Annotated in this window: 12 protein-coding genes and 1 tRNA gene; 9 read left to right on the top strand and 4 right to left on the bottom strand. The window is 41.7% G+C overall.

What is annotated here, in order from left to right; translation table 11 throughout:
• Positions 1–126: 126 nt before the first annotated feature.
• Positions 127–447, bottom strand: coding sequence for a DMT family transporter (locus QVP90_RS07750; RefSeq protein WP_007481005.1), 321 nt, complete (start codon positions 445–447; stop codon positions 127–129).
• A 124-nt stretch (positions 448–571) separates the two neighbouring features.
• Between QVP90_RS07750 and QVP90_RS07745 the strand changes: the two genes are divergently transcribed.
• Both QVP90_RS07745 and QVP90_RS07740 read left to right on the top strand, forming a co-directional pair.
• Positions 572–1150: a Crp/Fnr family transcriptional regulator gene (locus tag QVP90_RS07745; RefSeq protein ID WP_007481003.1), complete on the top strand. Its 579-nt coding sequence runs from the start codon at positions 572–574 to the stop codon at positions 1148–1150.
• Positions 1151–1323: 173 nt separating this feature from the next.
• Positions 1324–2817 carry a glycoside hydrolase family 88 protein gene (locus tag QVP90_RS07740; RefSeq protein WP_021936094.1) on the top strand — a complete coding sequence of 498 codons (1494 nt, stop codon included), beginning with the start codon at positions 1324–1326 and terminating at the stop codon, positions 2815–2817.
• A 150-nt stretch (positions 2818–2967) separates the two neighbouring features.
• Here QVP90_RS07740 and QVP90_RS07735 read toward each other — a convergent pair whose 3' ends face one another.
• Both QVP90_RS07735 and QVP90_RS07730 read right to left on the bottom strand, forming a co-directional pair.
• Positions 2968–3555: a lipocalin family protein gene (locus tag QVP90_RS07735; protein WP_005931861.1), complete on the bottom strand. Its 588-nt coding sequence runs from the start codon at positions 3553–3555 to the stop codon at positions 2968–2970.
• A gap of 230 nt (positions 3556–3785) precedes the next feature.
• Positions 3786–3858 (bottom strand) — tRNA-Lys (locus QVP90_RS07730).
• A gap of 488 nt (positions 3859–4346) precedes the next feature.
• Here QVP90_RS07730 and QVP90_RS07725 point away from each other — a divergent pair.
• The 7 genes from QVP90_RS07725 (at position 4347) to QVP90_RS07695 (ending at position 11210) form a co-directional block, all read left to right on the top strand.
• Positions 4347–5744, top strand: coding sequence for an RtcB family protein (locus QVP90_RS07725; protein ID WP_005931867.1), 1398 nt, complete (start codon positions 4347–4349; stop codon positions 5742–5744).
• Positions 5745–5814: 70 nt separating this feature from the next.
• Positions 5815–6519 carry an RNA ligase family protein gene (locus QVP90_RS07720; RefSeq protein ID WP_021936093.1) on the top strand — a complete coding sequence of 235 codons (705 nt, stop codon included), beginning with the start codon at positions 5815–5817 and terminating at the stop codon, positions 6517–6519.
• A 5-nt stretch (positions 6520–6524) separates the two neighbouring features.
• Positions 6525–7649, top strand: a complete 1125-nt coding sequence (locus QVP90_RS07715; RefSeq protein ID WP_007480995.1) for an AAA family ATPase — start codon at positions 6525–6527, stop codon at positions 7647–7649.
• 432 nt (positions 7650–8081) lie between these two features.
• Positions 8082–9386 (top strand): NAD(P)/FAD-dependent oxidoreductase, encoded by a 1305-nt coding sequence (locus QVP90_RS07710; protein WP_021936092.1) that lies wholly within the window; start codon positions 8082–8084, stop codon positions 9384–9386.
• A gap of 108 nt (positions 9387–9494) precedes the next feature.
• Positions 9495–9932: a DoxX family protein gene (locus QVP90_RS07705; RefSeq protein WP_007480991.1), complete on the top strand. Its 438-nt coding sequence runs from the start codon at positions 9495–9497 to the stop codon at positions 9930–9932.
• 194 nt (positions 9933–10126) lie between these two features.
• Positions 10127–10681 carry a DUF3332 domain-containing protein gene (locus QVP90_RS07700; protein ID WP_005931878.1) on the top strand — a complete coding sequence of 185 codons (555 nt, stop codon included), beginning with the start codon at positions 10127–10129 and terminating at the stop codon, positions 10679–10681.
• 79 nt (positions 10682–10760) lie between these two features.
• Positions 10761–11210, top strand: a complete 450-nt coding sequence (locus QVP90_RS07695; protein ID WP_007480989.1) for a hypothetical protein — start codon at positions 10761–10763, stop codon at positions 11208–11210.
• On the opposite strand, the gene tamL is transcribed toward QVP90_RS07695, so the two are convergent.
• Positions 11164–13476, bottom strand: a complete 2313-nt coding sequence (gene tamL, locus QVP90_RS07690; RefSeq protein WP_021936091.1) for a translocation and assembly module lipoprotein TamL — start codon at positions 13474–13476, stop codon at positions 11164–11166. The genes QVP90_RS07695 and tamL overlap by 47 nt on opposite strands.
• Positions 13477–13567: the final 91 nt, after the last annotated feature.

Genomic DNA, 13567 nt, shown 5'->3' with positions numbered 1-13567 from the left:
TTTAAATTTACCCCTCAGATTTTTACGTTGACCCAGAACATAAGGGACAAAATGGGGGCCCTTGAAATTTGGTAAAAGGCAATTCCAATCGTAAATTGTAAATCGTCTAATCGTAAATAGATTCGTTTAGTGTACCACTTTCAAGCCTACCACTCCTATCAGAATCAACAGAACGAACAGCAATCTGAATATGTTAGCCGAATCATGAAAGAAAAAGATACCGATAAGAACGGTTCCTACTGCTCCAATACCCGTCCAGATGACGTATGCCGTACCGATTGGAATTGTTTTTTGTGCGAGGTAGAGAAGAAATCCGCTTGTTCCCATAGAAATGATGGAAACAGTGATGAACAGATAGAAATATTTCTCATAAGTACTTGCCAGTTTAAATCCCAGAGGCCATCCTATCTCCAATATTCCAGCCCCAATTAATAACAACCATGCCATAATCCGTTTATTTAAAATTTTTGGTAAAGGTAGATGCTTCGTCAGAAAAAGCAGTTGATAATTATCAATTAAGTGTTTTAGTGAATAAAATCGGTTATATTTGTCGGAGAAATAAAGACAAGTTATGGGCACTACACCGCTTTTTCGTTCTTTAGAACATGCTCCCTTGCAAGGTGTCATGACTAAGTTGAAGTTGATCTGGAATGAGATTTCTTATCCCAAGGGATATGTTCTGATCAATAGGGATAAAATAGAGCGCGATGTATATCTGATAAAGCAAGGAATTGCCAGGGCTTATATTGAAGTGGACGGTAAAGATGTCAGCATTTGGTTTGGGATGGAAAATGACATTATAATTTCTGCGCAAGGATATGTGAATGGAGAGAAAGGCTATGAGACGATAGAACTTTTAGAGGATGCCGTTTTGTATAAAATGGATCTTGGGCAATTACAGCAATTGTACCGGCAGGATATCGAAGTATGTAATTGGGCGCGACAGTTGATTGAAAAAGAATTTGTAGGAACCGAACATCGCCTGATTTCTAACCTTTCTATGTCTGCAACCGAACGCTATTTGCAACTTCTGAAAGAAAAACCGGAGATTTTACAGCGTGTGCAGTTGCGTCATATCGCATCTTATCTTGGTATTTCATCGGAGCACTTGAGCAGGATACGTGCCAATACGAAAAACAGAATGGTATAAAAAGAGGCTTATCAACTGTAAGGATTATCGAGGAAGTAGGAAATGTATTCGGTATTATATCAGTTTTTATCAATAATAGGAGTACTTCCGCCAAAAGTAATAGTAACGCAGGGCGGCCAAGAGCTTATTTTTGCATCGTTCCAGACAAATAGAAAACGGAATCTGATACAAATATGAAAACCTTGCATCTGTTATTTTCATCTCTGTTGTTTATTTTCAGCCCTTGTGTGATCTGTGCATGGCAAACAAGGGATTCTCTTGTTCTTACGCAATCCGAAACTTTACGTTATGCGACGTTGGTGAATGATTACTTTATGCGTACATATCCCGATGTAGGTGCCAAATCCTATGTGGGCAACAAAGAACGTACCAGTAAGATATGGACTCGTGGTGTCTATTATGAGGGGTTGATGTCTCTCTATCGCCAACATCAGGATGAGCGTTGGCTCAAATATACTGAAGATTGGGGGAACCATCACGGATGGAAAGCATCGGAAAAGAAGCAAGAACGGCATGCTGATTTCCAATGTTGCGGACAGGCGTATCTGGATATGTATATGCTCAATCCGGCGCAGACTGTGAGAAAAACCCATATTAAAAAACTTATCGATGATATGCTTGCCACGAATGTGGTTGATGACTGGTATTGGGTGGATGCCGTACAGATGGCTATGCCTATTTTTGCCCAACTGGGGACAATTGAAAAAGATGAACGGTATTTCCGGCGCATGTACGAAATGTATATGTTTACCCGTAACCAGCATGGCGGCAGTAAAAAGAATGGCGGACTTCCGCTTTTTAATACTGAAGACGGGCTTTGGTATCGCGATTATAACTATGACCCTCCGTACATGGATTTAAAAGAGGCAGATAAGCCGTGCTATTGGTCGCGAGGAAATGGTTGGGTATATATGGCTCTTGCGCGTGTGCTGTATTATTCTCCCGATACGGTAGTACACCGTCAGCAATATATGGATGATTTCGTTCTGATGTCCGATGCTCTGCTGGCTTGTCAGCGTGAGGATGGTTTTTGGGGAGTTAGTCTGGTTGCTCCCTTGAATACGGGCGATACGCGGTCCCCCGGACCGGAAACTTCGGGTACTGCCTTGTTTGTGGCGGGCATGGCTTATGGTATCCATGCCGGAATATTGGACCGGGAGAGATATCTGCCGTGTGTGATTCGTGGTTGGAATGCGATGTGTAAAGTAGCCGTTCATGACGATGGCTTTTTAGGTTATGTGCAGGGTGCGGGAGCGAAACCGGAAGACGGGCAACCGGTGTTGTTTGACCGTGCGGCCGATTTTGAGGATTTTGGCATCGGTTGTTATCTGCTGGCTGCCGCAGAGGTTTATCAATTGGGAGATGTGGACTTAAGGGAGCCAATAACGGGGATGGATATATTGCCTGAGAAATCTGATAATCTGGACTTTTCCTGGACTCTTTCGGGAGATAAACTCAAGATTGGGGTCTTATTGGATACTCCGGTCCCGGTAACAGTACGGCTGTATGATATAAGTGGTAATTTGGTGAAGGCTCTATCGGTACAAAAGACAAAGACGGGAAAGAATGAATTTATTATCTCTCTTTTTAAAGAATCAATTTGCTATATCTGTACGGTTGAAACGGCTTTTGCAATCAAGAGTAAGAAAATTGTGATTGTCAGGTAAAAAATCAGGGGGGGGGATTATTGCATATTGCCTCCGGCTTCTCTCTTGGAAGCCGGAGAGTTTGTAACATATTGCGGAATGTAGGATACTGTATCGTATCTTAATCTGTTTTTTATCAGATCGTTTAAGGAAGATATATACTAATGAGAATTATTTTTTCCTTGCCAATCGCCATATTACATTTGTATTCTTGGATAAAATGAGTGAATCAGCATCGATCTTAGTGATGCTCAGAGTATCTGTTCCCATTATTGTTTGTTTGTTACCGATACTTTCGTATTGTAAAGTCAACGTTTTATTATCCAAGTTCCAATTTTTTATAAGTAAGGTTGCCATATTTACCGATTGGGCTGTCCCGTTTGGATTAAGAGTGAATCCTTGCATCTCTTGGGCATTTATCGGATTGGGTTCGAGCCAGGTTCCCTGAATATAATAATAAGGCGAATGGGCAGTAACTGTCAGTTCCGCAGCCTTCAAAACCTGAACCCCGTCTATGTTTTCAGTACTGCAAGTTACTTTTACTGAATCATTTAGCAGAACTCCGGGAACTTTTTGGGGATTGGTGTCCATTGTGCTGATATTTATCGTATCTCCTTGATTGGAAATGACTGTTATATTATTCATACTTGCATCATATACGATTCCGTTGATGGTTTGAGTGGTTGGAACTTGCTTGCACGAAGTGATAATTGATAGTAAAAGTGCTGCGGAAGCAGACAGGTAAATTAATTTTTTCATGTTTAGTTGGTTTTAAAGATTTATTGAATGAACGAAAGTAATATTTATATTTTTAATTTTACTTCTTAAAACTATTTTTCTTATACGGATCGGTTAATTTATACTTAAAACGGTAATTTCTTTGCATTTCGGTATACTTCTTAATTTACATATTGGATAGGGAAGTTTTGATTCAAATCGATGATGGTTTTAAAGCATAAAAAAAGGAATAACCGAAGTCATTCCTTTTGTACACCCTCAGGGATTCGAACCCTGGACCCACTGATTAAGAGTCAGTTGCTCTACCAACTGAGCTAAGAGTGCCTGCTTTTTATTTCGGGTGCAAAGGTAAGGTTTTATTTTAAAATAGCAAATACTGTAGACGTAATTTTTAAAATAATGTTCTTTATGCTTTGTCGGAACTAAAAAAGGAATTACATTTGCAGCGATAAATTTAGTATTCACCCTTTAAAAACAATTGGAAAGGGTATTCATTATGTTGGAGAAATAACACATCAAAATCGGGACTAAGATGGCTCATCGGGAGGAAGAGCCTTAGCAATTTTATTATCTTGAATGATCCTATCCCCTCTCGTGATACTGCTGTCGGGGGTAAGATTGATTAGTCCTATCATCATTAATTATTTTATTTTAATCACTTCAGTGCAGTGAAAGAGGATTGTCGTATCTGACAAGAAGGTTGATTACTTCTGCTCTTTTATGCATTGACAACGAGTATGTAGCCGCCTGTTTATTGCGGGAGATTGAATTTGGTCTCTTGTACAGGTCGGGTGTACTATGGAAAAAAGAACATGGGAATACGTTTAAAAGATTTGAGTAAATTAGGATATACCGATAATGTGGCGCGTAGTTTGGCTGTTACTGTTGTAAGCAAATATTGCAAGCACGAAAGTAAAGAAGAGATTCTGGCGCAGTTGGCGGATGTACTTGATAATCCTGAGAACTATAAGAATAGTGATGTGTGGGGAAAATTGGCAGAACGCCTCTCTCCTACCATTACAGAAAGAAATTTTCAAGTTTATGAATTGAAAGAGCTGCCGTTGGGCTATAAGATTTACGGCAATAAATTTATAGAAACCACTGCCAAGCAACAGATGGAATTGGCAATGCGTTTGCCGGTAACATTGACGGGTGCGTTGATGCCCGATGCACATGCCGGTTATGGATTGCCTATCGGCGGTGTGTTGGCTGTGGATAATGCAGTTATACCTTATGCTGTCGGAATGGATATTGGCTGCCGGATGAGTCTGACGGTTTTCGATGCGAAACCGGATTTTCTCAGGCGGTATGCACATCAGGCTAAGATAGCGTTGAAAGAATACACACATTTCGGTATGGATGGAGGGTTGGAATTCATACAGGAACACGAAGTATTGGATCGGGAAGAGTTTCGTCTGACCCCTCTACTGCAAAAGTTGCATGGTAAAGCTGTGCGCCAACTGGGAACATCGGGGCAGGGAAATCATTTTGTTAACTTCGGTGAACTGGAGTTGCAGGAAAAGAACGCATTGCAGTTGCCTGCCGGAAATTATGTCGCTTTATTATCTCATTCCGGTTCACGTGGTTTGGGAGCCGCGATTGCACAGCATTATAGTTTTCTGGCCCGCGAATCCTGTAAACTTCCTCGCGAAGCACAGCATTTTGCTTGGCTTGATCTCCGTTCGGAAGAGGGACAAGCGTATTGGATGAGTATGAACCTTGCAGGAGATTATGCACAGGCTTGCCATGAAAGGATTCACATCAATCTTGCAAAGGCATTGGGGCTGACTCCGCTTTCGAATGTGAGTAACCATCATAATTTCGCTTGGAGAGAAGAAATTACTCCCGGACAATTTGCAATTGTTCATCGAAAGGGGGCAACACCTGCAGGTAAAGGCCAACCGGGACTGATTCCCGGTAGTATGGCTACGCCCGGCTATCTGGTTTGTGGCAAAGGAGTCTCCGAATCTCTTTGTTCCGCTTCGCATGGTGCAGGGCGGGCCATGTCCCGGCAGCAGGCTCAAAACACTTTCACGCAATCTGCTTTAAAAAAATACCTGACACAAGCAGGTGTCACTCTTATCGGTGGCAGCGTGGAAGAGATGCCTTTAGCGTATAAAGATATCGAGAGGGTAATGCGGGCTCAAAGTGATCTGGTAGAGATACAAGGGCGCTTCCTTCCTCGTATCGTAAGGATGAATAAGGAATAAGTTTATTTTGAATTCAGCCCGATTGGCTTTTGAAGGATCAAAAAGAATGTTTAATTAATTGAAAAGTATAATGTTATCAGAAAAATATGGCCGCACTTATCATTTCCCATTTTCACCGGGAACTACCAGTGACGACCGCATCAACTCTAATTATTGGGAAGATATCCGGAAGATTGGAACCCTGGTACACACCGAAAAGCTCGATGGTGAGAATAATTGTCTGAACAGTGCCGGGGTATTTGCCCGCTCACATGCCGCTCCTACCACTTCACCGTGGACACGGCAGCTTCGTGAACGTTGGGAACTGATGAAATATGATCTGGGAAATCTGGAACTGTTCGGTGAGAACCTTTATGCCGTGCATTCCATCGAATATAAGCGGTTGGAATCTTATTTCTATGTTTTTGCCGTGCGTTGTCTTGACAAATGGCTGTCGTGGGAAGAGGTGAAATTCTATGCAGCGGCATTCGATCTTCCGACTGTACCCGAATTGCAGTTTCAGACAGTCGAAGAACTTTCTCAAGAGCAGCTCCGGCAACAAGTGCTTGCACTTGCCCGGCAACCGGGAGTCTTTGGAACAAAAGATCCTCTTACAGGGGAAGATTGCACCCGCGAAGGGATAGTCACCCGAAATATAGGTGAATATCCGGTGGGTGAATTTGCCCATAATGTATTTAAGTATGTCCGTAAGGGACATGTGAAGACAGATGAGCATTGGACACGCCACTGGAAGCGTGCCCAGCTTTTCTGGGAATTTAATGATAATAAAGAATAAGGAAAATGATCTGGAAATTTACAGATAATAAAAGCCGTGATTCGATCGAACAGCAATTTGATTGGGCACGGAATATGAATGAGGTGCCGCAGGATAAGTTATATCACGCCGAAGGAAACGTGGCCGTTCATACTTGGAAAGTGATAGAAGAATTACAGCAGTTGCCGGCCTATTCCGACCTTGGCGGGCAGGACAAAGAGATATTGTGGACGGCTGCTTTGTTGCATGATGTGGAAAAGCGGTCGGCTACAGTGGTCGAAAGCGATGGCCGTATTACTGCAAGAGGACATGCACGTAAGGGGGAATATACGGTCCGTACTTTGTTGTATAGGGATCTCCCGACACCTTTTGCGATTCGTGAAAAAATAGCTTCGCTTGTCAGGTTTCACGGGCTTCCTCTTTGGTTGATGGAAAAGACCGATCCTGTGCGCAAGATTGCCGAAGTTGCTTTCAGGCTGGATACTTCGCAGCTTCGGATGCTTGCCGAAGCGGATATAAGAGGTCGTATCTGTCAAGATAGGGAGGAATTGTTGGAGTCATTGGATCTTTTTGAACTCTTTTGCCGTGAGCAGGGATGTTGGAAGAAAAGCAGGGAGTTTACTACCGACCATGCCCGTTTCCGTTATTTCCATACGGCAGAAAGCTATATCGACTACATCCCATATGAGAAGTTTAAATGCGACGTTATCCTGTTGTCCGGCCTGCCCGGAATGGGAAAAGACCATTATATCGAAACGTCTGGAACGAATTTACCTGTTATCAGTCTGGATGACATCCGACGGAAGAATAAGCTGAGTCCTACGGATAAATCGGCCAACGGATGGGTGGTGCAGGAAGCGAAGAAACAGGCTCGCGCCTATCTGCGAAAAGGTCAGGGATTTATTTGGAATGCAACGAATATCACCGTCATGATGCGTTTCCAGCTCATTAATCTCTTTGCAGAATATGGTGCTCGGATTAAGGTGGTATATATCGAGAAGCCTTATTCGGTCTGGAGAAAACAGAACCGGGAGAGAGAATATCCGTTACCGGAAGCTGCCTTGGATATGATGCTTGGCAAACTTGAAATTCCTTTACTGACAGAGGCACACGAGATAGAATATGTGGTAGAGGACGAACAGACGGAATAAAGGATAAATAATCATGCCCGTCTGTTTGGATATCAAGTGGAAAAAACGTACTTTTGCCACTGTAATCATAAAGTAGATTCAGATTAAATTGCACTAAAAGGAGGAAGCGGACAACTTTCTCCTTTTCTTATTTAGGAGCATTCATAAGGCCTTCTGAGCACGGTGCTTATGTCGCTTAACAACGGTTCATAGCGAACTTTCCCCGGCTATGTAATGTATTTATCCCGGTATCTTATGTTCCGTTTCATTATTTGATATTTCCGTTTACATACTTTGTTATCTTGCTGCCGAAGAAATCTGCCGAAACAGCTTCTTTACGGTTAATAATGCATAAAACTGCTCTTGACAAAAATATGCTCCGAAAATGTTACTTATAAAAACATTTCTTTTCATTCTGATGTTAATATACTATCAGATTAATATAATAATGTCATGATGAATAAAATAGATATTCCCGACAGAGGGAAAAAGAAGAGAGTAGTCATTGTAGGCGGTGGTTTTGGAGGTTTGAAGCTGGCACGTAAGTTGAAGAATGACCAATTTCAAGTTGTATTGCTGGACAAAAACAATTATCATCTCTTTCAGCCTCTTCTTTATCAGGTTGCCACAGCCGGTATTGAGCCGAGTGCCATTTCTTTTCCATTTCGCAAAATCTTTAAAAAGCGTAAATATTTTCACATCCGTATTTGTGAAGCCCGTCGGGTTATTCCGGAACAGAAGCTCTTGGAGACTTCCATCGGTGCAATCGATTATGATTATCTGGTGATTGCTACCGGGTGTTATACAAATTATTTCGGTAACAACAAGATGGCTGAGAAAACTATGTCGCTTAAAACAACGGCCGAAGCGTTGTACAATCGTAATCAAGTGTTGGAGAGTTTTGAAAAAGCACAGAATACCACCGACCCGAAAGAACGGGAGAAGCTGATGACATTCATTATCGTGGGTGGTGGTGCTACCGGTATCGAACTTTCGGGGGCATTGGCGGAAATGAGAAAGTTCATTCTTCCGCAGGATTATCCCGATTTGGATATGAAGAAGATGCGGATTGTACTTATCGATGCCGGTTCTCGCCTGCTTTCTGCCTTTTCGGAGAAGTCTTCTGAAGAGGTACGGGATTATTTGCAAAAGAAAGGTGTCGAGGTAAAAGTCAATTCCAAAGTAGTGGATTACGAAAATGATTTGCTGACATTGGGAGACGGTACGGTATTGCCTTCGGCAAATATCTACTGGGTGGCAGGTGTAAAAGCCAATAGTCTGGAAGGACTGCCCGCAGATGCTTACGGACCGGGAAATCGTTTGAAGGTAGATACTTTCAACAAGGTATCCGGAAGCGATCATATATTTGCTATTGGCGATACGGCCTTGATGATTTCCGAGGATTATCCGCGTGGGCATCCCCAAGTGGTACAGCCGGCCATTCAGCAGGCAAGGTTGTTAGTACGCAATCTGAATAATATAGAAAAAGGGCTTCCTCTAAAACCGTTTGTCTATCATAATAAAGGATCGATGGCTACCGTAGGCCGCAACAATGCTATTGTCGAGTTAAAGAATATCCGTTTCGGGGGATTCCTTGCTTGGGCGGTCTGGCTTTTTATCCATCTGATGAGTATTGTCGGGGTTAAGAATAAACTTTTCATCTTTACCGATTGGATGTGGAGCTATTTCACTTACGATCCGTCTTTAAGACTGATAATAAAGCCGGTAAAGAAAGAAAAAGAGGATGAAAACGAATAAAATACTTTGTATCTTTATTTTTGTGTCATATTATTCCACTGAATTTGAAACAATGTGAGACCGGCCGTTGTTTATATATATAAATTACAAACTAATAAATGAAACTTTATGATTTATAAATTCTTATTTCCTTCCAATCCCAATAGCACGGGAGCTTCCCTGTTTTTATTGATATTACGTGTCTTTTTCGGTCTGCTTTTAATGAATCATGGTATACAGAAATGGAGTAATTTTCAGGAATTATCCGCTGCTTTTCCCGATCCGTTGGGAGTAGGAAGTCCTTTGTCTCTGGGGCTGGCCATTTTTGGAGAACTGGTATGTTCTATGGCCTTTATCGTGGGGTTGCTCTATCGTTTGGCGATGCTGCCGATGATTTTTACAATGGGGATGGCTTTCTTTGTTATTCACGGTAACGATGCTTTTGCCACAAAAGAGTTGGCACTTATCTATCTGGTGGTATTTATACTGATGTATATTTCCGGTCCCGGTAAGTTCTCCGTTGATTATTTATTAGGAAAAGAACTGGGCAAACGAAGGAAAAGCTAAGCCTGCTTTAATTTTGCTCCAAATAAACTCATAAATGCTTTCTATAGGAAAATTTAAATAGTCTCTAAAATAGAAAAACAACAGTCTTTTGCTTCTATTAATTAAAAAGTATATATTTGCATTCTATAAAGGGAGGTTTATGGCTTACATAAATCTTACACGTTTTACAAAATACCAACTAAAAAAACAAAATTATGAAGAAAAACAGATTTACACTGGTTGCTGCTTTTGCTCTTAGCGGTACCATTTTGTTTAGTTCATGTGTAGGTTCATTTGGTTTGTTCAACCGCGTTTCTTCTTGGAACCAGTCAGTTGGAAATAAGTTCGTTAATGAACTTGTATTCCTGGCAATGAATATCATACCGGTGTATGGTGTCGCTTATCTGGCAGATGCGTTAGTGATTAACTCTATTGAATTCTGGAGCGGTTCTAATCCGATGGCCAATGTGGGAGATGTTAAGAAAGTAAAAGGAGAAAACGGTAATTATCTGGTAGAAACTCTTGAGAACGGTTATTCAATCACAAAAGAAGGTGAAAAGGCTACTATGGACTTGATCTACAACAAGGAAGCGAATACTTGGAATGTAGTGGCTGACGGTGAAAGTACTGAAATCCTGAAGATGAACAACGATGGTACGGCTCAGATGTATTTGCCTAACGGTGAAACGATGACTGTTACTCTGGATGCTCAAGGTACCCTTGCTGCACGTCAGATGACAATGAACGGCCTGCTGTTTGCTGCTCGTTAATCTATGTCATAAAGAAACATCCAAAGATGAAACATCCTTTTATACAAGTATGTTTCATCTTTTTTATTTATTATGGATTATGAAAAAAATACGTCTCTTTTACCTTTCTGTTCTTATAAGTTTGACTGCTTGTCAAGATACCCCTCCACCCCATGAAGCTACCGTAAACGCTGTTTCATTCTGCGAAGCCGTCTATGATCTCGATTATATGGCTGCTAAAGATATGGCGACTGCCGCTTCCTTTCCGTATATCAGTTTTATTGCCACCAATACCACACAACAACACGTTGATAAAGTAAAGGCGAGAGGGCCGGTTGCAGTTAGTGTTGTCGATACACAGGTGAATGAAGAAAAAGGGGATGCCACTGTTGTCTGCTCCGTAAAAAACAGCTTGAGCATCAATTTCTTTAACGGTGCATCTGTTATTGTACCGGAAAAGCAGGATACTCTCCATTTGATAAAGGAAAGTGAACGGTGGCTGGTTAAAATGGATAACCCACTGCGAAATGGAATGCAAAGTCCCGACTGAATTTGGGATGAATGATGGGCCAATGGTCCTTTTGGGTTTCATACGCCGGATTGATTGCTTTCATACCTCCGTCGAAACGTAATACAAAGAAATCAAGATCCAGACGCAGGCCTATTCCGTAGGCTACGGCAATCTGCTTGTAGAACTCATTAAACTTAAAGACACCTCCGGGCTGGTTGGCATAGTCGCGAATGGTCCAGATATTACCGGCATCTACAAAGACTGCTCCTTGAAACTTCCAGAACAGTTTACTCCGGTATTCAATACTGGCATCCAGCTTGATATCTCCCGATTGATTCAGGAAGTTTCCATCTCCGGGGAATGAACCGGGCCCTAAATCGCGTACAGACCATCCGCGAACGCTGTTGGCACCTCCCGAGAAATATTGCTTCTCAAAAGGAATCGTTTTTGCATTGCCATACGGAACAGCTATACCGAATCCTGCATGAAATGCCAATGAATTACGATGGTCTATCCGGATATTCTTCGCAAAATCAAAATCTCCCTTCAGATATTGTGCATATGGAATGCCCAAAATGGCATATTCATTATCATCATTCTTCCGTATACCGGTTGCTTTCGAAAAAGCGTATAAAATATTTCCTGCCGATTCTATATTGGCACGGATAGAATATGAATTGGAGCTGATAGTATTGTTGACCAATGAATTTCCCGCGCTATTGAAATTATAACTATATCCCATACGGGCGATGAGACGATTCTTATAATTGTACTCAAAAATATGATTTTGTCCTTTGTTGATATAGTCTTCACGGAATTTATTCGAGATCCAAGGCAGGTAAAGATATCCGATGTCTATCAGGTCGATGCGGTGCTGTGCCCGTTGGCGCTGTGTCCATTTATAGCTCCAGGAAGCAGATGCAACGGTGCGTGAGAATTCCGGACGCAACTGATAACTGTATTGTAAACCGAATTCAGTCGTTGCCTTTATCTTACGCTTGAAGTCAGAATTCAGAAAAGGAAATAAGAAACTGGGGAAATTAATACTGGTCTCTACTCCGTATTCCGTATAATTATTGTTACGATAATCTCCTTGCAGACCGGTGATGGCTTCGTATGCACCACGGAATTTCATCATGAATGTTTCCGAGCCATGAAACAGATTCCGGTGTTGGAAAGATACCGAAGCGGCTGCTCCCAAGTCACCCGCCGAGTTGGTGCCTTCCAGCTCAAAGGATATCGACTTGTGTTTGCTCTTGGTAAGCATCACATAGCAATTCAGCATTGTGCTGTCTCCCGCCATTGTTTCAAAAAAACGGATATTGGTATACTTGAGTGCCGGCAGGCGGCCGAAATTAGAATACGTACGTTGCACGTTACGTTCGTTAAATAAATCCCCGGAAAAGAATTGCAGATTGTCAGCCAGTATTTTAGGGCGTAAGTAAAGTTTGTCTTTATAATAGATCGGGTAATTATTATAATGTATCGAGTCATTGATCTCGATACTACTCAATGCGGAAGATTGAAGTACATCATAATCCGTAATGAAGTTTATTTTATTGATGTGATATTGATTGTGTGGTTTCGGAGTGTCATCCGCATGTGTCGTGTAGGGTTGCAAATGCAAGGTAAGGTCTACAAGATAAGTATTACGTACCGTATCCGCCGTATATGAAATGTAATCCTTGTTGAACTTGTAATATCCGTTTCTCAGCAGGTTGTCTGTAATCCGTTGTCTTTCCGCATCCAATATATTCACATCAAACAACATGCCTTCCTTCAGTAAAGTATTGGCAGAGTCTTTCCGCATGTATTCGCCGACCTTTGCATCTTGAATGTCGTAGTTGAGTGAACGGACAGTATACGGTTTTCCGGTGGTCACTTCATAGTAAAGCTTTAGTTTCTTTTTCTTTGTTTTGGTCACTCGCTTTACGGAAGCTCCCATATAGCCTAAATTCTGGACAGCTTGGGTTATCTCTTCTTCTGAACGCCTTGCTTCATTTTCATTATAAATAACAGGAGCATCGCCTATTTTCCGGAGAAATTTATTGTACCATTTACTTGAATCGCGACCGGAAAGATCATATACATACAACTGCATTTTGATCAGGCTGAACCATTTGGCATTGGGATTCTGCCTTACGTACATTCGCAGGCCGGAGGGTTTTACTTCTTTGTTATCAGTGGATATCTTTACTTCGTCCAGCAGATAGGAACCTTCCGGTACAAATTTTGTAGCGGAACACGAAGCCAGCAGCACCAAGATAGCAAAAGACAGTAACGTGTAAAGATATCCTCTCCTCATAGGGTTTTATATAGTTGCCTCAAATAGTCTACAAATATAAACGAATTTTTCTGTATGGGGAAATAATAAATGCTAATTCGCCCTTGCGGAG

Source organism: Bacteroides sp. CAG:189, from assembly GCF_000432295.1.
In the GTDB taxonomy this organism is placed as follows: domain Bacteria; phylum Bacteroidota; class Bacteroidia; order Bacteroidales; family Bacteroidaceae; genus Bacteroides; species Bacteroides salyersiae.
Note: the sequence above shows the minus strand (reverse complement) of the source record. Positions and strands in the feature narration are given on the sequence as shown.

Excerpts from the sequence above, each read along its gene's own strand:
- QVP90_RS07750 (WP_007481005.1), bottom strand. The coding sequence starts at position 447 with ATGGCATGGTTGTTATTAATTGGGGCTGGAATATTGGAGATAGGATGG.
- QVP90_RS07745 (WP_007481003.1), top strand. The coding sequence starts at position 572 with ATGGGCACTACACCGCTTTTTCGTTCTTTAGAACATGCTCCCTTGCAA.
- QVP90_RS07740 (WP_021936094.1), top strand. The coding sequence starts at position 1,324 with ATGAAAACCTTGCATCTGTTATTTTCATCTCTGTTGTTTATTTTCAGC.
- QVP90_RS07735 (WP_005931861.1), bottom strand. The coding sequence starts at position 3,555 with ATGAAAAAATTAATTTACCTGTCTGCTTCCGCAGCACTTTTACTATCA.
- QVP90_RS07725 (WP_005931867.1), top strand. The coding sequence starts at position 4,347 with ATGGGAATACGTTTAAAAGATTTGAGTAAATTAGGATATACCGATAAT.
- QVP90_RS07720 (WP_021936093.1), top strand. The coding sequence starts at position 5,815 with ATGTTATCAGAAAAATATGGCCGCACTTATCATTTCCCATTTTCACCG.
- QVP90_RS07715 (WP_007480995.1), top strand. The coding sequence starts at position 6,525 with ATGATCTGGAAATTTACAGATAATAAAAGCCGTGATTCGATCGAACAG.
- QVP90_RS07710 (WP_021936092.1), top strand. The coding sequence starts at position 8,082 with ATGATGAATAAAATAGATATTCCCGACAGAGGGAAAAAGAAGAGAGTA.
- QVP90_RS07705 (WP_007480991.1), top strand. The coding sequence starts at position 9,495 with ATGATTTATAAATTCTTATTTCCTTCCAATCCCAATAGCACGGGAGCT.
- QVP90_RS07700 (WP_005931878.1), top strand. The coding sequence starts at position 10,127 with ATGAAGAAAAACAGATTTACACTGGTTGCTGCTTTTGCTCTTAGCGGT.
- QVP90_RS07695 (WP_007480989.1), top strand. The coding sequence starts at position 10,761 with ATGAAAAAAATACGTCTCTTTTACCTTTCTGTTCTTATAAGTTTGACT.
- tamL (WP_021936091.1), bottom strand. The coding sequence starts at position 13,476 with ATGAGGAGAGGATATCTTTACACGTTACTGTCTTTTGCTATCTTGGTG.